18 protein-coding genes and 2 pseudogenes are annotated in these 23029 nt (G+C 61.9%); 13 read left to right on the plus strand and 7 right to left on the minus strand.

What is annotated here, in order from left to right; all coding sequences use genetic code 11:
* Positions 1–3: 3 nt before the first annotated feature.
* Positions 4–1053, plus strand: a complete 1050-nt coding sequence (locus tag NV382_RS09455) for an alpha/beta hydrolase (RefSeq protein WP_260600237.1) — start codon at positions 4–6, stop codon at positions 1051–1053.
* A gap of 260 nt (positions 1054–1313) precedes the next feature.
* Entirely contained in the window at positions 1314–2261 is a 948-nt protein-coding gene (locus NV382_RS09460) for an SGNH/GDSL hydrolase family protein (RefSeq protein ID WP_260600238.1), read from the plus strand.
* A gap of 329 nt (positions 2262–2590) precedes the next feature.
* Here the strand turns inward: NV382_RS09460 and NV382_RS09465 are convergent, their stop codons facing one another.
* From NV382_RS09465 to NV382_RS09480, 4 genes and pseudogenes are all read right to left on the minus strand, one after another.
* Positions 2591–2971: a hypothetical protein gene (locus NV382_RS09465; protein ID WP_260600239.1), complete on the minus strand. Its 381-nt coding sequence runs from the start codon at positions 2969–2971 to the stop codon at positions 2591–2593.
* Between the two features lie 82 nt (positions 2972–3053).
* Positions 3054–4157, minus strand: a complete 1104-nt coding sequence (locus NV382_RS09470; RefSeq protein WP_260600240.1) for a Na/Pi cotransporter family protein — start codon at positions 4155–4157, stop codon at positions 3054–3056.
* 446 nt (positions 4158–4603) lie between these two features.
* Positions 4604–5227, minus strand: a pseudogene (locus NV382_RS09475) (IS6 family transposase); the annotation flags it as partial.
* Between the two features lie 72 nt (positions 5228–5299).
* Positions 5300–8524: an amidohydrolase family protein gene (locus NV382_RS09480; protein WP_260600371.1), complete on the minus strand. Its 3225-nt coding sequence runs from the start codon at positions 8522–8524 to the stop codon at positions 5300–5302.
* Between the two features lie 528 nt (positions 8525–9052).
* Between NV382_RS09480 and NV382_RS09485 the strand changes: the two genes are divergently transcribed.
* Positions 9053–10609, plus strand: a complete 1557-nt coding sequence (locus NV382_RS09485; protein ID WP_260600242.1) for a CYTH and CHAD domain-containing protein — start codon at positions 9053–9055, stop codon at positions 10607–10609.
* A 319-nt stretch (positions 10610–10928) separates the two neighbouring features.
* Here the strand turns inward: NV382_RS09485 and thpR are convergent, their stop codons facing one another.
* Complete coding sequence (thpR, locus tag NV382_RS09490; protein WP_260600372.1) at positions 10929–11486, minus strand: RNA 2',3'-cyclic phosphodiesterase; 558 nt, start codon at positions 11484–11486, stop codon at positions 10929–10931.
* Positions 11487–11652: 166 nt separating this feature from the next.
* On the opposite strand from thpR, the gene NV382_RS09495 reads away from it, so the two are divergent.
* Entirely contained in the window at positions 11653–11856 is a 204-nt protein-coding gene (locus NV382_RS09495; RefSeq protein ID WP_260596614.1) for a hypothetical protein, read from the plus strand.
* A gap of 624 nt (positions 11857–12480) precedes the next feature.
* Here NV382_RS09495 and NV382_RS09500 read toward each other — a convergent pair.
* Positions 12481–13467, minus strand: a complete 987-nt coding sequence (locus tag NV382_RS09500; protein WP_260600243.1) for a hypothetical protein — start codon at positions 13465–13467, stop codon at positions 12481–12483.
* A gap of 153 nt (positions 13468–13620) precedes the next feature.
* Here NV382_RS09500 and NV382_RS09505 point away from each other — a divergent pair, with 153 nt between their 5' ends.
* Both NV382_RS09505 and NV382_RS09510 read left to right on the plus strand, forming a co-directional pair.
* On the plus strand, positions 13621–14343 hold the full coding sequence (locus NV382_RS09505; RefSeq protein WP_260600244.1) for a response regulator: 723 nt from the start codon (positions 13621–13623) through the stop codon (positions 14341–14343).
* Positions 14344–14363: 20 nt separating this feature from the next.
* Positions 14364–15737, plus strand: a complete 1374-nt coding sequence (locus NV382_RS09510; RefSeq protein ID WP_260600245.1) for a sensor histidine kinase — start codon at positions 14364–14366, stop codon at positions 15735–15737.
* Between the two features lie 66 nt (positions 15738–15803).
* Here NV382_RS09510 and NV382_RS19765 read toward each other — a convergent pair.
* Positions 15804–16028 (minus strand): annotated as a pseudogene (locus NV382_RS19765) (IS6 family transposase); the annotation flags it as partial.
* A gap of 284 nt (positions 16029–16312) precedes the next feature.
* Here NV382_RS19765 and NV382_RS09515 point away from each other — a divergent pair.
* From NV382_RS09515 to NV382_RS09545, 7 genes are all read left to right on the plus strand, one after another.
* Positions 16313–16948, plus strand: a complete 636-nt coding sequence (locus tag NV382_RS09515) for a sensor histidine kinase (protein WP_260600246.1) — start codon at positions 16313–16315, stop codon at positions 16946–16948.
* A gap of 150 nt (positions 16949–17098) precedes the next feature.
* On the plus strand, positions 17099–18574 hold the full coding sequence (locus tag NV382_RS09520) for a sensor histidine kinase (RefSeq protein WP_260600373.1): 1476 nt from the start codon (positions 17099–17101) through the stop codon (positions 18572–18574).
* Positions 18571–19224: a response regulator transcription factor gene (locus NV382_RS09525; protein WP_260600247.1), complete on the plus strand. Its 654-nt coding sequence runs from the start codon at positions 18571–18573 to the stop codon at positions 19222–19224. Before NV382_RS09520 ends, NV382_RS09525 begins: the two co-directional genes overlap by 4 nt.
* The gene (locus NV382_RS09530) at positions 19221–19691 is read left to right on the plus strand and encodes a response regulator transcription factor (protein ID WP_260600248.1); all 471 of its coding nucleotides are present in this window, start codon (positions 19221–19223) and stop codon (positions 19689–19691) included. The genes NV382_RS09525 and NV382_RS09530 overlap by 4 nt, the downstream gene beginning before the upstream one ends.
* Before the next feature lie 503 nt (positions 19692–20194).
* Positions 20195–21397, plus strand: coding sequence for an alpha/beta hydrolase family protein (locus tag NV382_RS09535; protein WP_260600249.1), 1203 nt, complete (start codon positions 20195–20197; stop codon positions 21395–21397).
* Positions 21398–21784: 387 nt separating this feature from the next.
* Positions 21785–22669: an alpha/beta fold hydrolase gene (locus NV382_RS09540; RefSeq protein ID WP_260600250.1), complete on the plus strand. Its 885-nt coding sequence runs from the start codon at positions 21785–21787 to the stop codon at positions 22667–22669.
* 28 nt (positions 22670–22697) lie between these two features.
* Positions 22698–22973 carry a zinc-binding dehydrogenase gene (locus NV382_RS09545; protein WP_260600374.1) on the plus strand — a complete coding sequence of 92 codons (276 nt, stop codon included), beginning with the start codon at positions 22698–22700 and terminating at the stop codon, positions 22971–22973.
* The last annotated feature ends 56 nt before the right edge of the window (positions 22974–23029 follow it).

Consider the following 23029-nt stretch of genomic DNA (forward strand, 5'->3'; position numbering starts at 1 on the left):
CCGATGAAGTTTGTTTCTTCCGCCATGCTGGGGGCGTCGCTAGCAACCCTGCTGACCCCCATGGTGTGCGCCGCGCAGAGCCTGCCCACACGCAGCATCCCCGCGCATGATCTGCCCGTGCCCACCACGGCCAGCCCGGCGATGCAGAAGGTAATCTCTCTGTCCGGCCCGTCCAAGGCGCCAGCGAGCGTGCCGACCACCAACGAAGGGTGGAACAAGCGATCGAACCCCAACCCCGCTAAAAAACACCAGACGGTCGAGATGCTTCTCGCGCGCTACAAGCTTGCGATGCGGGAGGAGACGATAGCCGGGGTTCACTGCTACGTCCTGACCCCCACAGATGCTCCGAAAACCAACCATGGACGGGTGCTCGTCCATTTCCACGGCGGCGGCTACACCTCTGGTGCGGGCGAGGCGGCAGTCGGCGAAGCGATCTTCGTCGCCGGTGCCACGCGTATGAAAACGATCGCGGTCGATTACCGCATGGCGCCGGACTTCCCCTATCCGGTGCCGGTGGACGACGCGATCGCCGTGTGGAAAGCGGTCAGCGCGAAGATGCCTGCGAACAAGCTCGGCATGTTCGGCACCTCGGCCGGCGGCAGCCTGGTGCTTTCGGCAGTGCAGCGCGCGATCACCGAGCGGCTGCCTGTCCCTGGCGCGATCATGGCGGGAACTCCCTGGTCGGATTTGTCCGAAACCGGAGACAGCTATTTCCTCAACCGGTATGTCGATCCGATGGTGTATCAGGACGGCCTGAGCATCTCGGCCGCGCAGTACGCGCACGGCATCGACCTCAAGGATCCGCGGGTCTCGCCGATCTACGGCTCGTTCACCGGCTTCCCGCCCACGTTGCTACTCACCGGAACCCGCGACCTGTTCCTGTCGAACACGATCCGTGTGGATCGCAAGTTGCGCGATGCGGGCCGTCATAGCGAACTGATCGTCTACGAAGGGCTGAGCCACGGCCGCTACATCGCAGGTCCCGATTTCGAAGAGACCAAGACGGCGCTGAAGGACATCGCGACCTTCTTCAACAGCAATCTCGCCAAGTGATCGGAGCAACAAGCATGAAGAAAATTCGGTTCGCATTAGCGGCGATCGGTATGGCGCTTGCCGCTGCCGGCCCCGCGGCGGCGCAGCATTGGACGCGGAGTTGGGAAGTGGCGATGCAGTCGGCGCCGCGGTCGCTCGCCCGTGCTCACCCGCAGTTTAAGGACCACACGCTGCGCCAGATCGTGCGGCTCAGCATTGGTGGCGATCATCTTCGCTTACGCTTCTCCAACGAGCTTACGCCGACGCCGACCCGGCTTGGCGTGGTCCGCATCGCGAAAGTAGATGAGCGGGGCACGATCGTGCCTGGCACGGAGCGGGTGGTTTATTTCTCTGGTCAGGGGGGTGCGACGATGCCGGCGAACGGCACGGTACTCGGCGATGCGATCGATATGAAGACCGCACCGTTCGATCGGGTCGCCGTCAGCATCTATTTCCCAGATGAAATCGCCGCACCGACATATCACGATTATGCCAATGCCACGCACTGGATCGCCCCCGGCGATCAAACGGCGGCGGCAAAGCTGCGCGATCCCAGCTTGTTCATCTCGATGGCCGTCCTCGCCGGAATTGATGTCGAAAATGGCAAGCCTGTCAGGACCATCGTTGCGTTTGGCGATTCGATAACTGACGGGGCTCACGCCACGCTGAACCTCGACCGACGCTGGCCCGATCTGCTCGCCCGGCGCCTGCAGCAGAACAAGCGAAATATCGGCGTTGCCAATGCCGGGATTGGCGGCAATCAACTACTGCGCGACGGCGGAGCGCTAAGCGGAGTCAATCGCTTTGAGCGTGATGCCCTGAACGTTCCGGGCGTCAGCCATGTCATCGTGCTGGAAGGTGTCAATGATCTAGGCATCGCTGCCTATGCCAAGCTCCCATTGCCCACGTCTGAGCAGATGATCGCGGGCTATCGCCAGATGATTGCGGCTGGTCATGCCCGCGGGGTCAAGGTCATCCTGGCAACGATCACGCCGTACAAGGGCGCGCGCTACTGGAGCGAAGATGGCGAGAAGGTGCGGCAGGCGGTGAACGGCTGGATCCGCGAGAACAAGGAGGCGGACGGGTTCGTCGATTTCGACAAATCGGTCTCCGACCCGGCCAACCCCCAGGCCATTGCCAAGCAGTTCAACGGTACCGATAAACTTCACCCGAACGACCAAGGCTTCTTGGCCATGGCGAACGCGATCAACCTGAACCTATTCCGCTAAAGTGGTGGATCTACGAAAGAAAGTTTAAGCGGACAGGCTGGCCACGCCGCGCAACGTGCGCTGGCCGGTCCCAAGGCCGTCAGCAGCCTCAGGCGCGGCCGGTGCTTGGATAACAGAGTGGCGTATAGTCTGGCACAATATCCATCAGCTTTTTGGCAGGCGCGACCACGCCTTCGGCCGTGAAAACCCACCATCGTTCTGGTGGCTGGGACGCGACCTGCGTGCGTTTCAGCTAATCGCGGGCGGCGGTCCAGCAGGTCGGCCCTGCACCTAGCCGATAATCGATATCGCGCAAATCGGACGCGGTCCGCTCGTTGATCTGCGCTTGCTCACCGCGATCGGCTCAAAGGTTTGATCCCACGCTCCCTAAGCCGAAGCAATCCTCTTTTCTCTAGTTCATCCGCCTGAAGCTGAACACACTCCTGGACATAATATCCTTTGTCACTGAGGGTCAATGCTACGAGGAACGGAGATTTATTCGTTTCAGAAAACCGATAGCCTACTTCACCCCCAAACTCGGCGACATCATTACGCCATGGCGCCATTGATATAATACCACGACCTCCTTTAACGGCGTCTACGATCTCTAATTTTTGCCGATATGGCTCATCAGGAGATGAGGGAATAATACGCGCGAACCCGACGATATCCGCGTGCTTCATAGTATCCATGTAAAGCTTTTCCGGGCCCATGGACACAATGCTGCTCATTACGCATCCAGCACTCGCCGCGCCTGGCATAACGGCAGTAAAGATAAGTAACGCCTTCAGGTATCTAGACATACTAAGTTCTTCAAGCCCCCTGCACTATCGCCTCTTCGGCGTCACCTGGCGTATCTTCCCCGGCCCGCTCCGGCACGATCCGATCGAGCAGCCGAGACAAGCCGACAACAAACGGCAACGCGATTAACGCACCAGCGACGTTAAAGAGCACATGCGCGTTGGCGATGCGCTGTCCAGTGTCGGTCGCGGTCGCCGCGCCGAACTTGGCGAGTTGATCGATCAGGAGAACGCCGAACGCGACAGAGACCACGTTGAAGCCGAGATGAAAGATCCCTGCCTTGACGGCAGACCGAGAACGTCCGACCGTTGCAATCAGCGTGTCGGCGCAGGTGCCAATCTCGGCGCCCAGCATGATCGCCACGCCCGCGGGCAGCGTGATCAATCCGCCCCCGGCCAAGGTAATGACGATGCCCATCATCGCGGACGACGACTGGATGGCAATCGTCAGAAGCGCACCTGCAGCGACGCCGAGCAAAGGATTCTCCAGCTGCTTCAGGTGCGCGATGATCTCGGGATGGTCCTGAAGAGGCTCGGCCGCGGTGCCAATGATGTTGAGCCCGAACAGCACCAGCCCCAGCCCCAGCAGGATGTCGGCCCGCTGCTTTGCCTTGTCCGACTTACCCAGAACTTTCCACAGCAGACCGGCCGCGATGGCGACAGGCGCATAAATGTCGATATTCCAGGCAAAGACCTGGCTCGAGAACGTCGTGCCGATATTGGCGCCAAGAATCGCTGGCAGGGCATTGGCGAATGGCATCAGGCCTGCATCGATGATCGTGATAAGGAGGATGATCACCACCGATGAGGAATCTAGCACCACCGTGGCGGCAGTGCCGCTGGCCAAAGCCGCGAAGCGGTTCGAGGAACATCGTTTCAGCAGCGCCTGAAAGCGTCCGCCCTGGGCCTGCTTCAGGCTCTCAGCAAGGATGCCGACCCCGTACATGAACAGCGCGAGCCCGCCGATCGCGCCCATGGCCAATGCAACCCAGTCGATCGATGTGGACGCCTGATGCTGCTGCGCGCTCGCGTGGGGCACCCCCAGTAGCATCGCCGCCATTATAGCGGCGGAGAACACAGCCGCGCGGGACGAAACGAAGTCATAAGCCTTGCTCATGAACGCTAAGTCGCATCGTGATATGACTCGCTAATGACAACAAAATGCCGCCCACGGAAGTATGTCACGTAGAGAAGACCAAAAACTGCCGCTTATGCTTTTAAGGGCATTGTCAAACCCAATGCACCACTGATTTCCCATTTGGTTAGGACAGCAAGTTGATCACCGTCGCTATCACTTTGTTCAGGGCAAGATCCGCCTATGTTCTCGCTGTGCTTCCAGGTCGGGATGAGATCCCGACGGTGTTGTCAGAGCAACCGCACCAGCCGAAACGCAGGCGAGTTTTACCCCCGATTGCTTGCCCTTCGGCAGGCAATCGTACGCACATCCGGGAACAAGCCGAAGGAGTCCGCAGCACTGACAGCCAGTTCAGAGTAGGACCGAGGTCTAAAGCTACCGTTAGCAACCCCACCATTCTCGCCTGGTGCATTTGGTCTGACAGTGCCGTTGTGGACGTTGGCGTGCACGCTGGCGAACTTCTGTAAGGACTTCATTCGCCTGAACCTGAGCATTGCCCGCTCCCTTCGTCGGAACGGAAGGTGGCTGTTCTCCACCCGGTTGTTAGCCCAGCGCCCGACCTCCTGCTTGTTGGCGTTACCGAGCTCTTTCATCGCTGCACGATAAGACCGCAGACCGTCGGTCGTGATCGCCTCAGGGCTACCGTGACGCTTCAGCGCTTTCTTCATAAAGTGCAGCGCTGCCTCCTTGTCGCGGGTTTTGGTGATGTAGCTCTCGAGGATCTCGCCCTCGTGGTCGACCGCTCGCCAGAGGTAGACCATCTCGCCATTCAGCTTCACGTACATCTCGTCCAGGTGCCAGCGCCAGTGACGAAAGCCGCGCATGCGCGAGATACGCTGGCGGCGGATGTCGCCGGCGAACATCGGGCCGAACCGGTTCCACCACATCCGTACCGTCTCGTGACAAATGTCGATACCGCGCTCGAACAGCAGGTCCTCGACATTGCGGAGCGACAGCGGAAAACGCACGTACATCATGACCACCAGGCGGATCACCTCGGGTGATGAATTGAAGTACCGAAACGGGCTGGCAGGCTTGCGGGGGCGGGGCATGCCAACGCCCTACCCTCCCCCTCCTAATCAAAGGTGCATTTGCTCTGACAGAGTCCCGCTCCCATATTTTGATCAGTCTACGTCGCCAAAGCCGTGGCCGACGGTAAGCCGGGAGCCGGTGTCCGCGCCGCCCGTTCCGTTTTCCCACCAATAGGGTTTGCGCTTCCGCGTCCCGGTGGCGACTTCATTCAGCGTCGCCGCATCGTATAGCCGTCCGCCGAGCATCACCTGTGACACCTTGTCGCTGTTGCGGATATCGGTGATCGGATCGGCATCCAACACGACAAGATCGGCGAGCTTACCGGGTTCTAGCGAGCCAACATCCTTGGCATAGCCGAGCGATCTGGCCGCGGCGATCGTGCCCGCGCCCAGAGCCTCGATCGGGCTGAACCCGCCGCGCGCAAAGCTCCACATCTCCCAGTGCGCGCCGAGCCCGGGCTGCTGACCATGCGCGCCGATCGCGACGGGAACACCCTTGTCGGCAAGCTTCTTCGCCTCGCGTGCAGTGGCGGCATCGGCATAATCCTCCTCCGGTGCGATCTCCCGCCGGGCGTTCTGCGCGGCGAGCAAGGCGGGCGGCGCGTGACGGCTGAGCAGCGGATGCCGCCACACATCGCTATGTGCGCGCCAATAGGGATCGCCCGCCGGGCCGCCATAAGCCACCACCAGGGTCGGGGTGTAGCCTACCGTCGTCTGCGACCACAGGCTGACGACATCGGCATAGAAATGCTCGAGCGGCACATTGTGCTCGACCGTCGCATTGCCGTCCTGAACCAGCGACATGTCGAGCGTGAACAGTGACCCGCCTTCCGGCACCACTTCCATATTCTCGGCCTGCGCCGCGGCAACGACCATCTGGCGCTGTTCGCGGCGCGGCTGGTTATAGTTCTTCACGCTATGCGCGCCCTGCGCCTTCAGCCGCCGCACCACCGCCAGCGCATCCTCGTAGGTGTCGATCTGCGCGTACACGTCGGCCGCCTTGGCGCCGTAGATCACCTCGCCGGTGGAGAAGGTGCGCGGGGCGAGCAGCATCCCCGCCTGCTGCATTTCCGCCGCCGGGAAAATCTCCGCCGAACGGGACGAAGGATCGTGGATCGTCGTGGTGCCGAGCGCCAGATTGGCCATTGCCGACCAGTTCTGTTCCGGCACGAGCTCGTCCTCACCCTGCGGCCCGTGCGCATGCGCATCGACCAGCCCGGGGATGATCGTCTTGCCCCGCACGTCGACCGTGATCGCGCCCGCCGGCACGGTGACCGATGCGCGCGGCCCGACCGCAACGATGCGATCGCCGCGGATCAGCACCGTGGCGTCGTCGATGATTCCCCCATCGGCGCGCGCCATGGTGACGACGCGTGCGCCGGTCAGCGCGACGGTGGCGGTCGGCTTGTCGGCGGTGACATCCATCGACAGCGACACGCCGGTACGCGGCGCGGGGAATTTCGGCGCATCCTCGCCCGCCGGTGCCGGGCGGAACAACGCCGCCGTCTCCGCGGTGAACAGCGTCGGTCCGGCGCTCCAATGGATCTGCCGCCCGTCGTTCGACCAGTTGATGAAATCGGCGCCGTCGCCGCTGACGCGGGTTACCGGCATCGCGGTGCCCTTGGTGTCGATCTCCATCGCCTGCTTACCTGGCATCAACGGCATGACGAACGCTTCGTAATTCTGCCGGAACGCGACATAATCGCCCCGCGGTGCGACCTGGTAATCGTTGACCAGTTCGCCGGTAGCGTGGACGCGGCGATCCTGGCCGCTAAGATCGACGCTGACCAACTGGCGCTTGCCCTTGTCGTTGGCCATCACGAACACGCGGTCGTTGGCCGCACCGAACTGCGGGCCAGCGGCGTCCGTCATGAGACGGATCGGCGCGCCGCCGCTCGTTGACACGCGGTACACGCCGGTGCCGGGATTGCCGCGCGACGCGGTCAGCCCCCCGCCCTCACCTTGCTCGAACGCGATCGTCTTGCCATCGGGCGAGAAACGCGGCCGGGCATAATGGCCGGCGACCGTCGTAACGTTGCGCGCCGCGCCACCGCCTGCCGCCACGGTGCGGACTTGCCCCAGACCGGCATCGCTCCAGCCGACAAAGGCGATCTGCCGCCCGTCGCGCGACCAGGTCGGGAACAGCTCCAGCTCGTCGCCACCACGCGTCAGCCGCCGTGCCGCCCCCCCCGCGGCGGGCTTCAGCCACAATTTGCCCAATGTCTCGAACACCACGATGCGTCCGTCAGGCGACACGCTGGCCCAGCGCGGCATGTGCGTGGCAAAGCGATCCGGCGCGACCTCGATCTGCGGATGCACCGCGTCGACCACCACGCGCGTATCGTTGATGCGGAACGGAATCACCGCGGCGGTCGCCGCGCCATCCGCCGTCACGCGGCGTAGCTTGCCGCCGGCCCAGAACACCACCGCCTTGTCGTCGGCGGTCCATGCCATGTTCGGATAGACGCCGGTCACCGCCCAGGTTTCCTGCACGTCGCGGTCGAGCGGACCATAGACCATGCGCTCGATGCCGGTGGCGAAGTCCTTCACCCACAGCTTCGACACGTTGTTCTCGCGCCGCACGAAGGCGATACGCTTGCCATCGCGCGAAGGCGTCGGCCGCACCGACCCGCCGACGCCCGACACGACCGTCGTCACCTCACCGCTGTCGACGTCGTAGCGCTCGATATTGAACAGGTTGGTGCGCGAATTCTGCGCATATTCGAAGACGGGCCCGGGCGTGACGTTTCGCGTATAATAGATGCTCTTGCCGTTGGGCGCGTAGATCGGCTCGCCCAATTCCTTCTGCAGCTCCTCGCTGGCGCGCTTGACCAATTGCACGCCGCCGCCGCCGGACACGTGGTACAGCCACACTTCGCCGGTGCCGAGCGAGCGGCCGGTGGTGAAATGCTTCTTGGCGGCGATGAAGCGGCCGTCCGGGTTCCAGGTCGGCTGGTTGAGCAGGCGGAAGTCCTCCTTGGTCACCTGCTTCTTGTCCTGCCCATCGGCGTTCATCACCCAGATATTGTCGCCGCCGCCACGATCGGACGTGAAGGCGATGCGTCGCCCGTCGGGCGAGAAACGCGGCTGATGCTCATAGGCGAGGCCATCGGCGATGCGCGTCGGCGTGCCGCCGGCGATCGGCATGGTATAGATGTCGCCGAGCAGATCGAACGCGATCAACCGGCCGTCGGGCGACACGTCGACGTTCATCCAGCTGCCTTCGTCGACCTGGATCGACACGTCGCGGGTGCGCAGGCCACGCGGTTTGTTGACGTCCCACTTGGGCGGCTTCGCAGCCGCGGCGGACGGCGTCATCGGCGTGGCGGCGACGTCCGGCGCGGGCCCCGTCGGCGGGAGCGGCTCGGCGGCGCTGGGGATTGGCGCCGTAACCTTGTCCTCCGGCGCTTGACTATCCTGAACCGGCTTCTGCGTCGGCGGCGCGGTTTGCGCGACCAGCTGGCTGGCGCAGAGACAGAGTGCGACGGCAGTTAAGGCGCGGTGATTCACAGATGGTTCCCCTTTGCTGGCCGCAACCTAGCCGATTGACCGTCGCCGTCACCCGCCAAAATACACCTGCTTCATCGACGGTGCGGGGGTCCGGTGCGATCGGAGAGAGCGCGGATGAGATCTGACCATATCTATTGAGGGTCTTGTCAGAGCAACCGCTCCGGCCGAAAGCCAGGCAAGCTTTACCCCTGATTGCTTGCCCTTTGGCAAGCAATCGTCAGCACATCCGGGAACAAGCTGAAGCAGTCCGCAGCACTGCACGGACCCCACGCCGAGCACCGTTAGTTGTATGTGGCCTTGGTACGAGCGAGTGCTCGTCTGTGACTGGAGGCCGTGTTGGGAAAGAGGACGAAGCGTGACCGCGGTGGGTCGACGATCCCCGAGGACGCTAACGCAAACGGATTTGAGAGCATCCCGCCGAGCGAGGAATTCGAACTGAAGCTGGAGGTCGATCCGGCGAACCTCGCCGCGCTCCTCGGTGCCTCGCCTCTGGGCAGCGACGAGGCGGTCGATCGTGAGCAGGACTCGGTCTACTTCGACACGCCGGAGCAATTCCTTCGCAAGGCAGGGTTCTCGCTGCGGGTCCGCACGGTCGGAGACAACCGGATCCAGACCATGAAGGCGGAGAGCGCGGCCGCAGCCGGGCTGTTCGTCCGTCCCGAATGGGAGCGCGTGATCGATGGCGCGGAACCGACGCTGGATGATGATGCCTCTCCTCTTCGCAGCTTGATCCCGCACGCCGAGCTCGACCGGCTTGAACCCGTCTTCCAGGTCAAGGTCGTCCGGACGGTCGCCTTGGTGTCGCGGGAAGACGCGATCATCGAAGTCGTGCTTGACCGCGGCCAAATTCTAGCCGGCGATCGCTCGGATCGCGTCCACGAGATCGAACTGGAATTGAAGGGCGGCGCTCCTGCGGCATTATTCTCCTTGGCGAGGGAACTTGATCAATCCGCGCCCATGCGGCTGGGCGTGCTCACCAAGTCCCAGCGCGGGTATAGACTGGCATCCACTGCTCCAGATAAGCCGGTAAAAACCAGTCCGCTTGAACTGCAGGTGGGGATGTCGACCGCCGCGGGCTTCCAGGCGATCGTCGGTGCATGCATGCGTCAGTTTCGCCTGAACGAGGCTATCCTGGTACGTACCGGGAGCGCCGGCGCACTCCATCAGGCGCGCGTGGCGCTACGACGGCTGCGCTCCGCCTTGTCGACGTTCAAGGGCGTCGTGCGCGACGAACGGTACGATAACATCCGGGCAGAGCTGCGCTGGATTGCCGCGGAGCTCGGCCAGGCTCGCAATCTCGATGTCTTGCTCGAGCGGGTGTCAGGCAAGGAGGCAGCGAAGCCGCTTCGGGCAGCGCGCAAGAAGGCATATGCTGCCGTACAGACGGCCCTCGCATCCGATCGATTGCGCGCGTTGATGCTGGATGTGTCCGAATGGACGGCAATGGGCCCCTGGTCTTCCAACGCGGCTCATACCAAGGCACGGGCGCAGCCAATTGAACAATTTGCCGCGGATGCTCTGGAGAAACATCGGCGCCGACTGAAGAGACTTGGCCGCAAGCTCGACAAGGTGGGGGACGAAGAACGGCACGAGGCCCGGATCGAGGCGAAGAAGCTGCGCTACGCGACCGAGTTCTTCGCCAGCCTGTTTCAAGGCAAGAAGGCCACTCGGCGCCACCGGGGATTTCATGACGCGCTGGAAAAGCTGCAGGCGCATCTTGGCGATCTGAACGATCTAGCTACCGCGACAGCGGTGTTGGCCGAACTGAACCTCATTGGCACGCCCACGGCAGACGCCCTTCGGCCAGACCTGACGCTGCACGGTCCTCTGCTCGAACACTCGGTTTATGCCTATGCCGAGCTGATGGACAGTAAACGCTTTTGGCGCGGCTAACCATCGCACTGAACAAGTCGCCGCTCGGCCAGGATGGCTTGAAATCAGAATGGTCTGCGGCCGTCTTCCCGCGCCTGAGGCAGAACGACATTCTGGCATTGCTAAGGCCGGCCGACTATAGCTACGCCTCTGTGACGTTGAAGATGGACTCCACTAAGAAGAACCGAAGAACCGGTGACTGGTCGAACGATGTGCTCGCGCGGCGTGATCCACCTTGCCCTTCCACGACACATCATTGGGGCATGTCGTAGGAAAGTAGCGGACGTCGCGCGGCCATGGTCACCATCGACGGTGAGAAGTGGGAGAAGCCAGTAGAATTCTAAAAAGTCGTTGAGAGGGCGGTGTCCTGAAGCGGATAATGCATAGCGACTTCATACTGCGCGCCGGACGCCAACAAGTGGCTCTCGAACAAGCTAAATCCGTCAACTCGCCAGGTCGCCCGCAAGTCGGAGTTGCGCGTCAACCAATCGACAATCGGGCCGGTGTGACTGTTCAGGCGCGCGATCGTGATATGTGGCGTGAAGCGCCGGGTTTCGCCACCAAGTCTGGCCAGATCACACGCCCGCTCGATCTTCGCCCGGAGCCGCTCAAGCTCGGGCGCGGGCCGAACCCGCGCCCAGATGGCGGTCGGCATACCCTTGCGCTCGAAGTGCGACACCCCCTCAAGCTCCAATTCGAAGGACGGCAATGCGATACTCGCCAAGGCGGCGGCAAGGTCGTTTGCGGCCTCGCGCTCGACTTCGCCGACGAAGCGCGTCGTCAGGTGCAGTTGCTCGTCGTCCTGCCAGCGTGCGCCTTCCAGCGCTTCCATCGTGTCGATCAGCGCTTCTCGCACATGGGCGGGTGGCCGGATGCCGATGAACAAGCGGTGGGACATCTTCGCCACCTAACACGCTAAACCCGACCTGCTAATGCCTTTAGCAAGAAGAGAGGAGAAGGGGCGGATTCCACGGAGCGGGATATTTTCGCGCTCCCCGGACCGCCTAAGGAATTTGCGCGTTAACCTGCCGCAAGGCGCATAAAGCGACCTGATGGAGATAAACATGACCGATACCGCTGCCACACCTGAGGCTTCAACGAGCAACGGCAAGACTGGTCTGTCTGACGCGTTCCGAACGCATTTCGCTGGCGACGCGCCGATCACCGAGAAGGCGACGAACTTCGCCAAGGCGCGCCCGTGGACGAGCGCTGCCTTCCTCGGCGTGGCTGCGATCGCCGTGATGAACAGCCTAAGGGGTCGCGGCTGACCGCAGACCGGTTGCAGCGATCGGCCTTCGTTTCCTCAGGCCACGTGCTAGGGTCGATGATCGGTGACTACGCTGATAGCAAAACCGGCGTAGTCAGATCCTGGCAGGTCTGCACAGATTGTGTCGAAGCGATCATCGATCCCGGTATTCGCACATACGCATCAGGCTACCCGGGTTGGTAGCACACCAGAAGGAAGGGTGACCAAAGGGATGAGTCGACAGGAACGCCGCGCGCTTGCGGCGCAAACAAAGCCTGCGGCGAGCCGACAGTGCACATGCTGCACTGTGCCAGAAGAAACCATGCCCGAGATGGTAGAGATGACGCGGTTACCGATGACCACACGAGGCCAGAGTTCAAGGACGATTACCGAATCGAGCAATTTACATTCTGCCCAGTGATGTTATCGCGCTTGAACGGCAGATCCTCGATGTTGCGCAGTGATGGCAGGACACGCACGTATATCATCACTACTTGACGGATCACCTCAGGTGATCCGTTGAAGCAGAGAAACGGACTGGCAGGCCTGTGGGTGGCAGGCCATGCCGATCGCCTTACCCGAGCATACCTTCTGAAGCGTGCATTTGCTCTAACAGAGCAGCCAAGCGAGGTGAGGCGTCTGCAGCTCACTTGAGTCGAGCGGAAAGATCCTCGCCCATCTGCGACTGCGCCTCTTCCTTTATCCTGGTGGCGGGAACACTTCCCGCCTGAGATGTCAGGTTCATTACCCATCTTTGTACAGCCGCCTTACCGTGAGCAGCCTCAAGGTCACGAAAGGTCCGCCATGCGGCTTCGTAGCGCGCTCTGTTGAAGCTCGGATCGCTTTCGTCTCCCGTCAAATCGTTCGGCCCGAACTTGAAGCTTCGCGCGTTCATAGGGGGATAGTAACGCAGGTCAGCCTCCATCTTGCGTCGCTCCTCCTTGCTGACCTGCCGGAAGATGGCTTCGCGCTTGATTTTCAGCCCTCCCCAACTTTCCAGCGCCACCGGCATCGTCGCTGCGGCGAGGTCTGCTTCGTATCCAAGCGCATCTTTCTGCGCCGCTGCTGGCGCAATCGCCTGCTTTACAGAGCGGCTGAGCCATTCGGCATGCCCTTCGCTGAACCAGCGGGGTCCTTGAGCCCCGGCTCGCATTTGGAAGCCGTGGAGCTGCTCGTGCGGCATGGTGAGCACCACCATGTCCTGACCTTCTTCAAGCAAAGCGCCATCCGATCGAATCGGTACATGCCAGCGAGTCACGGTCTCGCTCGCAGGCGGCACGTATGCGGCGACCGCGGCGAATACAGCACCGTACCACTGAGCACTCCGTCGAGCGCCGCTGAGCTCAGCATCGAGCAGCCTGAGTTGAGCCCCAAGGCAAGCCGCCCGCGCCCAGGCGGCCCGCTCGGATGTGGCGTCGTAATACGCATACATCCACCCTCCACTTTCCACGTCGGTGATCCGCAGTTTGGGCAGGTCGCCGGCAGACGCGATGACGCGCTCGATGCGAATACCTTTTATTTTTGGGCGTTTGCCGACGGGAGCGGCACACGCAACGCGAGCCTCCGCAACAAACTTCATCTCGGGCAGCGGATGCACGACCATCCCGGCCATGGCGAACGACGCAGTCAACATACACGATCCTTGTCTTAGGACTCAAACCCAGTCAGCGGGTTCCCGAAAATAAATGCCTCGGGTGCCTTCAAGCGGGGTCCGGTAGCGTCCTGATGACCGCACGGTAGCGATCGACGATACGCAAATGCTACATAAGGTTGGTAAGCCCTTGTCATGGATCATCGAGTCATTGTCGGCAGCACAATCCTCGTCGTCGATGACGACGCGAGCATCCGTGATGCGATCGCGGACTTTCTAGGCGGCCATGGCTTTGCTGTCCGCACCGCCAGCGATGCTGCGGCCTGCGAGCGTGAACTGGCGCATGCCCCCACCGACTTGATCGTGCTCGACGTGATGATGCCGGGCGAGGACGGCGTATCGCTTTGTCGCCGGCTCGCACCTGCCGGCGTTCCCATCTTGATGCTAAGTGCGCTGGACGATGTCACTGATCGGATCGTCGGGCTGGAAGTCGGTGCCTGGGATTATCTGACAAAGCCGTTCGAGCCGCGCGAACTGCTGGCGCGCATTCGCGCACTGCTGCGTCGCCCCACAGCCGACAAGGCGAACGACAGGCAAGCTGGTGGCGACGTGACGTTCGCCGGCTGGCGGTTCAACGCTGGGGAGCGGCGGCTACGCGATCCCGCCGGACGCTTAGTCTCGCTCAGCGAAGGTGAGCATGCGCTGCTTGCGGCTTTCGTCCGTCGGCCGGGTCGGATTCTGACACGTGACGCGCTGCTCGACCAAGCGCGCGGCGTGGACGCGGTTTCCTACGATCGGGCGATCGACATCGCTATCAGCCGATTGCGTCGAAAGCTCGCGGACAGAGATGTTACCCCGCTGTTCGAGACGGTGCGCGGAGTTGGCTATCGTTTCACTCCAACGGTCCGCTCGGCATGAGGCGTGCGCCGAGCGCTCTGATGTTGATCGGCGGCTTTGGAGTCGCCGTGGCGATGCTTAGCGTCGCCACGACTGCGACGATCGTTGTTCTGTCGCCGTCACCGCCGGCACTTCGGATGAGCGCCCGCGACGCGATTGCGGCGCTGCGCGATCCCACGCCCGGTTTCGAACGCAGCATCGTAGCCTTCCCCCCGGCGGGCATGCGCATACGCAGCATTGAGAAACTCATCGCCTCGGAACTGCACAGAACGCCCGCTTCCGTCAGGGTTACGTGGGCGGAGGACTTAAGCTCATCCGCCATAGATGCGTTCAAGGGAAAGCCTTCTCGCCCCGCGTTGCCCGATGGTGAGGCAATCACCTTCAAACAACGTGGGCCAAATCTTTTCGAAATGATCGGCTCAGACACCGACGCGGCGTTTAGAAAGTCGCAGATTGAGCTCGCCCGGCCTGCCTTCGCTGTCAGTGTTCGACAGAAGAATAAGCAATGGTTGACCGTTGCGCCAGAGCGGCCACTACTCAGCGTCTGGCGGCGGAACATCCTGATCTCGCTAGGTGTCACGCTCCTGATGCTCATGCCGCTAGCCTGGATCTTTGCCCGGCGTCTGACCCGGCCTTTCCGCGCTCTTGCGGACGCGCTGGGCGATCGCCCCGAGGCCCTTCCGCAAGAAGGACCGCGCGAACTGCGCGAGGCCGCCGCCGCAATCGACGCGATGCGCAACCGCCTAGCAAGCGAGGCGGGGGAACGCGCGCGCATGCTGACGGCGATCGCGCACGACCTGCGGACGCCGCTGACCGGGCTCCGCTTACGCATCGAGGCCGCACCTGAGCCTCAGCGCACCCGCATGGTCGCTGATGTCGAACGCATGCAGGCGATGATTGGCGAGGTCCTGACCTTCGCGCGAGACGCAGCAGTGCCGGCCGAACTACTCGATGTGCGGCCGTTGTTGGCCGAGGTCGTCCGAGAGATGCAGGGACAAGGGACTGCGTTGTGCCTGTTGGACGGCGACGATGCGCGTGTTTCAGCACCCGCTCCCGCTCTTCGCAGCGCCATCGAGAACCTGCTCCAGAACGCAATTGATTACGCAGGCGGCGGTATAGTGTCATTGGAGCGCGTCGCGACGTTGGTGCGCATTGCGATTGCCGACTCAGGCCCCGGTATTCCGGTTGCTGATCGGGAGCGGTTGCTCCGTCCATTTGAGCGCGGCGAAGCATCGCGCAACCGCAACACGGGAGGGGCTGGTCTAGGCCTGAGCATTGTCCGCGAGTTCGCTACGCGTTTCAGAGGAGACCTAACGCTGACCGACGCTCCGGGCGGCGGTACGCTGGCCGTCCTCGATCTTCCTGCTGCCTCGCCAAGTGTGACATTCAGGACGCCGAAACGGTCTGACTGCTGATCCAAGAGGATACGTGCTGACAGCGCTCATTTGTTATTCCGGACTGTCCTCATTGAGCACGACAGCCTAGCTCGCGATCTGACCCCACTCAGCCAGCGCGGCTGAGCGACGTTCCTTGTAGGTCTCACGGTCGACGAGATGGCGTTCGAGGTTGAAGTGGTTGTGGACGTTGGCGCACGCTGGCAAACGTTCGGAGCGTCTTCATCCGCCTGAACCTGAGCATCGCTCGCTCCCGTCTTCGAAACGATAGATGGCTGTTCTAGACCGGTTGTTTGACCAGCGTCCTACATCATTACCACCAGGCGGATCACCTCGGCTGATGAATTGAAGTAGCGGAATGGGCTGGCAGGTGTGCGGGGGCGGGGCATGGCATTCGCCCTATTGCCTGCCCCGCCTAACGATCGGTGCATTTGCTCTGACAGAGCCCCCTCGTATATTGGTGTTAACGTCATCGGTGACATCGAGGGTGATGATGCGCATTGCTCGGAGGCGGATACTTACAAACTTCCGTATAATAGTTGCGGACTGAAGGATCGGCAAAAAGCGGGGTATAGCTGTAATCCACGGGAGGCATCATGTACCTTACCACTCTGAGTCGCGAAGCGGCGATTGCGGGCGCGGCAGTGCTACCGAGCACTTCGGACGAGACCAACCACCGAGTCGCCAACAGCCTGCAGTTGCTTACCGCGTTGCTCGCGATGGAAGCACGTGACGTCACCGATCCGGCTGCGGTCGCGGTTCTGGAGCGGATGCGCCTCAGGATTGCTGCGGTAGGGGGCGTCCATCGGCACCTGTACCTCGGCACAGACACGTCAACTTTTGACCTTGGTGGCTATCTTCGAACCCTGGGCGAACAGATCGTGCTTGGTGGCGCCGATCACAGGCGAGTCATCGTCGCTGCCGAGCCGGTCCACACCGACTGCCAGACGGCCTCTTCGATCGGTATTCTGACGGTCGAACTAGCCACCAACGCTTTCAAGCACGCCTATGCGGCCGGCGCCCCGGCCAGTGTCATCGTCAGCCTGCACCGCTTGGCCGACGGGGTGTACGAGTTCGTCGCCGAAGATCGCGGGCGCGGCCTGGATGGCGCACCGCCAGCCTCTGGCTTGGGTGCGCGGCTTATCGCCGCCACGGTCGCGCGGCTCGGCGGAACGGCGGTTTGGGAGGACGCGCAGCCGGGCACGCGCTTCCGTATGACGTTGAGCTTGTGAGGACGCAGGGGTAATTTCACCGGGTGGTCTCCCTTCTGAGTTGAACCATTTCGCCAATCGGACCAGCGGATCCCTTATGAGGATTAAAGATCGCTCGGGGGACAAATGCAGGATGATGTAGCCGCGAAACGGTGGGTAGCCGCTTTGCAGATGCCGGCTGCGGCGGCGTTGGCGCTCGGTATCTTCGCGCTCGACGTGCTCAGTCCGCTGCAAGGAGCAGTGGCCGTGCTGTACACCATCGTTATTCTTATTTCCGCGCGGGCTCAGGTCCGCAGCCTGGTGCTGAAAACCGGCGGTAGCTGCGGGGCGCTCGCGCTTCTCGGCTACGGTATTAGCCATGGTGGTGTTCCCCTGGGATCGCCCGCCGTCAGGTTGGGCGTCAGTCTGATCACGATCGTGACCACCAGCTTGTTGTGCGTGCGGCAGATCACGGCCTATGCGGAACGCCGGCGGGCGGACGAGCACTACCGGATAATTTTCGATGCCTCGGGCTTTCCAATGTGGGAGGCGGATTGGTCGCACGCGCATGCGTTGCTCAGTGCAGGTGCCGACCCGCGCGACCTCTCGAGACAGGTTATGGCAAACTGCAAAATTCGAGACGCCACACAGGAAGCCGCCAAGCTGTTTGGCTATGCGGACCGCAGCGAACTGATCGGCCGCAACCTTGTAGCGCATCACACCCCCGGCGCGCAGATGGCACTGGTACGCATCTTCGCCCAGTTGTTGCAGAGAAGCTCGCCTATCGAGGAGGAGGTGCAGTTCACCACGCTGGCGGGCAATACGATCGACGTGATCGTGCGCGTAACACTGCCGCCGCACGATCTCGGCTGGCAGCGCGTCGTGGTCACGGCACTTGACGTGACCCAGCGGAATCGCGCACGCGCAAAACTGGTAGAGTCGCAGGCAGAGCTTGCGCACATGGCGCGGATCACGATCCTGGGCGAGATGGCCGCCTCGATCGCACATGAGGTCAATCAGCCGCTTTCTGCGATCATCACCTACGCGCGGTCGGGCAACCGCTGGCTGGCGCGCGAGGCACCCAATGCTATCGAGGTCGCCGACTGCCTCGAGCATATCGCGTCCAACGGAACGCGTGCGGCCGACGTGATCGCACGCATTCGCGACTTGGCGCGCAAAGTCGAGCCCGTCCATGTCAGGTTGTGGATCGCGACGTTGATCGCCGAAACCGTCGCGCTGTTGGAACGCGAGCTTGTCTCCCACGATGTGGTGTGGGCAATCCGGATCGCCGACGATCTGCCGTCGGTATGTGGCGACCGCGTCCAGATGCAGCAGGTGCTGATGAACCTGATCCTCAACGCGCAGCAGGCGATGGCGGAAACGTCGGTTGGCGCCCGCGAATTGCACATCGAAGGCCGCCACCAGGACGGCCATGTTCTGATCGATGTGAGCGACTGCGGCGTGGGCCTTGCAGGCAAGGATCCCGAGACGCTCTTCCGTCCCTTTTTCACCACCAAAACGACGGGTATGGGAATGGGGCTGTCGATCTGCCGATCGATCCTAGAACAGCATCGCGGCACGTTGAGCGCGGCTGCAAACGCGCGCGGAGGTGTGACTATGCACATCCGCTTGCCCGTCGCTCTCTCATACGAAGGGCAGAACGCATGACCTATACTGACATTGCAGGATGCGTGTGCGTCATTGACGACGACGCCGAGGTGCGCGGCGCCATCGGGAGCCTGCTGCGCTCGCACGGTTTTGAGATCCAACTCTACGATAGCTCAACCGCGTTTCTTGCGGCGGGAGCACCGGCGAAAGTTTCTTGCCTGGTACTCGACATCCGTCTTTCCGGCGAAAGCGGTCTCGACTTCCAGGACAAGATGGCAGACCATGCTATTGCAATGCCGGTGGTCCTGATTACCGGGCATGGCGATATTCCGATGACGGTTCGCGGCATGCGCGCTGGTGCTATCGATGTCCTGACCAAACCGTTTGACGATGACCAGTTGCTCGCCGCCATCGCCCGCGCGCTATATTTTGACGCTGCACGACGAACGGAAGTGGCTGCGACGGCCGACCTCCACGCTGGTTTCGACCGGCTTACTCCGCGTGAAAAGGAGGTCATGGCGCTGGTCGTCACCGGGCTGATGAACAAGCAGATCGCCGCCAAGCTTGCGCTCAGCGAGATCACTGTCAAGATCCACCGCGGCAACCTCATGCGCAAGATGGCAGCGCAATCGTTAGCCGATCTGGTCCGGATGGCGGAGCAACTCGGCATTCGCGACGTGGCGATCCATCGGCATCATCCATCTGTATGAATGCAGCCGGGCTTGCCAATGTCTATTTAGACCAATGCGAGGGTCGGCATCCACAGGCCCGGAGTGTCGCTTTGCTAGGTTCAGGTTCTATCGCAGTCGTCGATGACGATCCCGGCGTGCGCGGAAGCATCGTCAGTCTCTTACGCTCGACCGGACGGACAGGCGTCCCGTTCGCCGCGGCAGAGGATCTGCTGGCATATGCGGACTGGAACTCGCTCCGTTGTATCGTCACCGACCTCCATATGCCGGGCATGAGCGGAGCGGATCTCCAGCGGGTGCTCAACGAAGAACGCTGGCCGCTTCCGCTTATTATGATGACGGCATTTCCAACCGCAGCGGTCCGCGAAAACATCCTGACGAAAGGCGCCTGCGCCTTCCTTACCAAACCGATCGATCCTGATGCGCTGCTCGATGCTGTTGAACAGGCGATGCTCAAGAACATTTGGGGTCAGACCCATTGGTCATAGCGGTTGGTGACGCCGCGCAAATCCTTCCACCCGCCAGACATGATCTGCATATTGCTGCGGCGTCTGTAGCGGCGCCTGTCGTGTCTGCCGGGCGAGAGTTGCTATGTCGATCTGGACGCAGCGCAAGGACGTGCCTTGCCGGCAATTATCCCAGACCAGCCACGTCGTAGCGGCGATCGCCAAGCAGCCACTGCCCTCGCCAGGTTGTCCAGCAGAGCCGATCCGCTGGCGTAGTTGCTGACCGGCCTGTCTGTCATCAATCCGCGGCTTGCCCGGGCCTTGGGAAAGAACACCAACCTAAACGCGCCATCTGCTCGGCCGTCAGCCAATACAGCTGCTCATCCACGGTCTCCGGACAAGGCATGATTCAGAGCGCAACGTGCACAACAAGGCGGTCCAGACCTAACACCAAGGTTTGTTCAAAACGTTCGTATGACTGACATAAGCAGACCTTTGTCTCATCTCGTGAAGACCAACCCACCGCGTTTACACAGGAGATAGACATGAAGGTCGCATTCAAGGATGACTCGTTCGCATTCGAATTCGTGCGCAACCTCGGCTTCACGTATTACGGAGGAGCAGACATCGGCGAAATGATGGCTACCTCCGAACGTATCACCGAGGGCGACTTCGAGAGCTGGTTTACCGAATGGGACAAGCTTGGCCGGCGGATCCTGTCACGAGCGGACGCCAGCAAGGCAGATGGCCATCTCGTAAGCGCCCGCGAAGGCTATCTGCGTGCATCCACCTACTTCCGGACGGCCGAGTTCTATCTCCACGGCGATCATTCGGACCCACGCATCCTGTCGGAGTCCAGAGCGTCGCGAAGCGCCTACGACCAGGCAGCGGATTTGATGGGACCAACATGGGAGCGTGTCGAAATCCCGTACGAGGGCACCACGCTTCCCGGATATTTCTACAAGGTGGACGATACTGGCACGCCGCGCCCCACGATCGTCTTTCATGGTGGATATGACTCCAGCGTCGAAGAACTCTTCTACTTCGGCGCCGCCGCCGCCATCCGCCGTGGGTACAATTGCCTGACCTGGGATGGTCCCGGGCAAGGCATGCCCATCCGCGAACAGAAGCTGCCGTTCCGGCATGACTGGGAAAACGTCGTCACGCCGGCCGTGGACTATGCCCTGACCCGACCCGACGTCGATGGCGACAACCTCGTTCTAATCGGGATGAGCCTGGGCGGCTATCTCGCCGCGCGCGCTGCCGCCTTCGAACACAGGTTCCGCGCCGCCATCCTGTTCGACGGCTTGTACAGTTGGCATGACAGCCTCGTGGCCATGCTGCCCCCGGAGGCAATCGCCGCGATCGATGCCGGCGACACCGCAAAGGGTGAAGCGATCATCCTGGCAGGCATGGAGAAAAATACGTCGCTGCGATGGGCCATCACCCAAGGTGTGTGGTCGTTCGGATCGCCGAGCATCAGCGCATTTATCGAAGAGACGAAGAAGTACACCCTCAAGGACGTCATCGGGCAGATCCAGTGCCCCACCATGGTGATGGAAGCAGACGGCGACATCTTCTTCAAGGGTCAGCCACAGAAGGTGTTCGATGAATTGAACGTTCCGAAGGTCTTCGCACGGTTCACCGCAGAGGACGGCGCCGAAAACCACTGTCAGTCCGGTGCGCTGGCGTACAAGGATGAGGTCGTCTTCAACTGGATCGACGACATATTGAAGCTGTCCGCGTGATAAGGACAATCAGGCGAAAATGCCTGATCGTTAGGTCACCAACTTCCAAGATCGAGTGTCTTCGAGTCGCGTCGACAGCCGAGTACGACCGACATAAAGTCCTTGTTCGATAAACAAAGACAGTTCGAAGACCTCGAAAGGAAAGGACGAGCGATGCGTGCATCACCTATTCCCAGTGTCGATATCGAGCCCTCGCAACGAGACCTTTACGATGCGTTCGTGAACAGGATCAGTACTAACTATAGTGGACTCGAGGCAATACCTTCTAATGGGTCTCCTTACATCCGCTTCCTTGAACGCTTTCGAGAATCCGGCGCCGGAGTGGACCTGAAGCACGAGCCAATCTGGCAATGCGCCTCGCCTTCACTCGACTAATGGGACCGCAACATGACGATCGATACGCCCGTACCCGGCACGACCCGCTTCCTCGATATGACCGGTGGCCGTCTTGCCTATGACGACACCGGCGGCGACGGCGAACTGATCCTCGCCATTCCCGGCATGGGCGACCTGCGGGGAGCATATCGCCACCTGCGACCAGCGCTTGTCGCAGCGGGGTACCGCCTCGTGACGATGGACGTACGCGGATTCGGTGAGACCACGGCCGGATGGGACGATTATTCGGCGCGCGCGGTCGGTCACGACGCGCTCGCGTTGATTAATGCGCTCGGCGCGGCCGACGCTGTGATCCTCGGCAACTCCTTCGCCGCTGGCTCGGCGCTGTGGGCCGCACGCGACGCACCGACGCGGGTCCGGGGCGTCGTCCTACTGGGGCCGATCGTGCGCGACCTGGCGATCGCGCCGACGGTGATGCTGGCCTTTCAGGTCGGCTTCGGGGGCCCGTGGCGTCACGAGTTCTGGACCGCTTATTGGGACGCGCTGTTTATTACCCATAGGCCGGTCGACCATGCCGACTACAGGGCGCGGCTACTGAAGAACATCGCGGAGCCGGGGCGGATGGACGCGCTAATGGCGATGCTCACTCTGTCCAAAGCCGACACCGCCGCGATTGTTGCCGAAAGTGATGTCCCTGCACTGGTGGTGATGGGCAGCCGCGATCCGGATTTCGACGATCCGACCGAGGAAGCCGTGCGACTGGCCACGATGCTCAGCGCCGGCAGCCTGATCGTCGGAGGCGTTGGCCACTACCCGCACCTCGAGACCCCCGAAGCCGTCGCTGCTGCAATAGCGCCGTTTCTCGGATCATTGCCGATGCCTGCTCGGCGACAGCGGCAATATTGCAATCGAACCGTACAAGGCTCCGCGCATTGAGCACTTACCGAATAGGGGACGCTTGTTCATGTTGACCTCGCGAAGCATCAACCACGCGCACCACCTCGGGTCTTATCCACTCGGTTTCCAGGGCAACGACACGGCGCGGGAGCTGGGAATCACGGTTTCCTCCACGCAGGTCCGCTCGAACGGACTGCAGCTCGCCGAGGCGGGTCGTCTCCTTGACGACAGAACGATCCACGTGACGATGGGCAGTACCTACCCGCTGGCACAAGCTTCGCAGGCCCACGAGCGCGCGCTGAACGGCGGCGGCCACGGCAAGATCGTCCTCACGGCCCTCTGAACCACACCTCGCCTGTCCAAATGGCGTCACCGAAGATCAATACCGAAGGAGACGGA

The sequence above is a fragment of the Sphingomonas endolithica genome, assembly GCF_025231525.1.
GTDB lineage: Bacteria > Pseudomonadota > Alphaproteobacteria > Sphingomonadales > Sphingomonadaceae > Sphingomonas > Sphingomonas endolithica.

Excerpts from the sequence above, each read along its gene's own strand:
- NV382_RS09455 (WP_260600237.1), top strand. The coding sequence starts at position 4 with ATGAAGTTTGTTTCTTCCGCCATGCTGGGGGCGTCGCTAGCAACCCTG.
- NV382_RS09465 (WP_260600239.1), bottom strand. The coding sequence starts at position 2,971 with ATGAGCAGCATTGTGTCCATGGGCCCGGAAAAGCTTTACATGGATACT.
- NV382_RS09470 (WP_260600240.1), bottom strand. The coding sequence starts at position 4,157 with ATGAGCAAGGCTTATGACTTCGTTTCGTCCCGCGCGGCTGTGTTCTCC.
- NV382_RS09480 (WP_260600371.1), bottom strand. The coding sequence starts at position 8,524 with ATGACGCCGTCCGCCGCGGCTGCGAAGCCGCCCAAGTGGGACGTCAAC.
- thpR (WP_260600372.1), bottom strand. The coding sequence starts at position 11,486 with ATGTCCCACCGCTTGTTCATCGGCATCCGGCCACCCGCCCATGTGCGA.
- NV382_RS09495 (WP_260596614.1), top strand. The coding sequence starts at position 11,653 with ATGACCGATACCGCTGCCACACCTGAGGCTTCAACGAGCAACGGCAAG.
- NV382_RS09500 (WP_260600243.1), bottom strand. The coding sequence starts at position 13,467 with ATGTTGACTGCGTCGTTCGCCATGGCCGGGATGGTCGTGCATCCGCTG.
- NV382_RS09505 (WP_260600244.1), top strand. The coding sequence starts at position 13,621 with ATGGATCATCGAGTCATTGTCGGCAGCACAATCCTCGTCGTCGATGAC.
- NV382_RS09510 (WP_260600245.1), top strand. The coding sequence starts at position 14,364 with ATGTTGATCGGCGGCTTTGGAGTCGCCGTGGCGATGCTTAGCGTCGCC.
- NV382_RS09515 (WP_260600246.1), top strand. The coding sequence starts at position 16,313 with ATGTACCTTACCACTCTGAGTCGCGAAGCGGCGATTGCGGGCGCGGCA.
- NV382_RS09520 (WP_260600373.1), top strand. The coding sequence starts at position 17,099 with ATGCCGGCTGCGGCGGCGTTGGCGCTCGGTATCTTCGCGCTCGACGTG.
- NV382_RS09525 (WP_260600247.1), top strand. The coding sequence starts at position 18,571 with ATGACCTATACTGACATTGCAGGATGCGTGTGCGTCATTGACGACGAC.
- NV382_RS09530 (WP_260600248.1), top strand. The coding sequence starts at position 19,221 with ATGAATGCAGCCGGGCTTGCCAATGTCTATTTAGACCAATGCGAGGGT.
- NV382_RS09535 (WP_260600249.1), top strand. The coding sequence starts at position 20,195 with ATGAAGGTCGCATTCAAGGATGACTCGTTCGCATTCGAATTCGTGCGC.
- NV382_RS09540 (WP_260600250.1), top strand. The coding sequence starts at position 21,785 with ATGACGATCGATACGCCCGTACCCGGCACGACCCGCTTCCTCGATATG.
- NV382_RS09545 (WP_260600374.1), top strand. The coding sequence starts at position 22,698 with ATGTTGACCTCGCGAAGCATCAACCACGCGCACCACCTCGGGTCTTAT.